Origin of the sequence: Mycetohabitans sp. B2, assembly GCF_021733735.1 — a bacterium.
In the GTDB taxonomy this organism is placed as follows: Bacteria; Pseudomonadota; Gammaproteobacteria; order Burkholderiales; family Burkholderiaceae; genus Mycetohabitans; species Mycetohabitans rhizoxinica.
In genome coordinates this window covers 1-213 of record NZ_JAHKSP010000211.1, presented here as the reverse complement: position 1 = coordinate 213, position 213 = coordinate 1, and the positions used below count along the sequence as shown (strand labels likewise).

Annotated in this window: 1 protein-coding gene; it reads left to right on the top strand. The window is 63.4% G+C overall.

All coding sequences use genetic code 11. The features are described 5' to 3' along the window. Positions 1 to 213 (top strand): condensation domain-containing protein (locus KPG66_RS17510; RefSeq protein ID WP_237071697.1); only part of this gene is annotated, 213 nt, incomplete at both ends.

The following is a 213-nucleotide window of genomic DNA, read 5'->3' as shown; positions in this document are numbered from 1 at the left end:
CCAACTCAGCGCCGAGGCCGCCCAAGCACCGTTCGATCTGGCCTGTGGCCCGCTGATGCGCGCGTGCGGCATTCAAGTGGCCGATGACGAGTACGTGATGCTGCTTGTGCAGCACCATATCGTGTCGGATGGCTGGTCGGTCGGGGTGCTGGTGCGCGAATTGAATACGTTGTATCGCGCGGCCTATGACGGACAGACGGATCCACTGCCGGC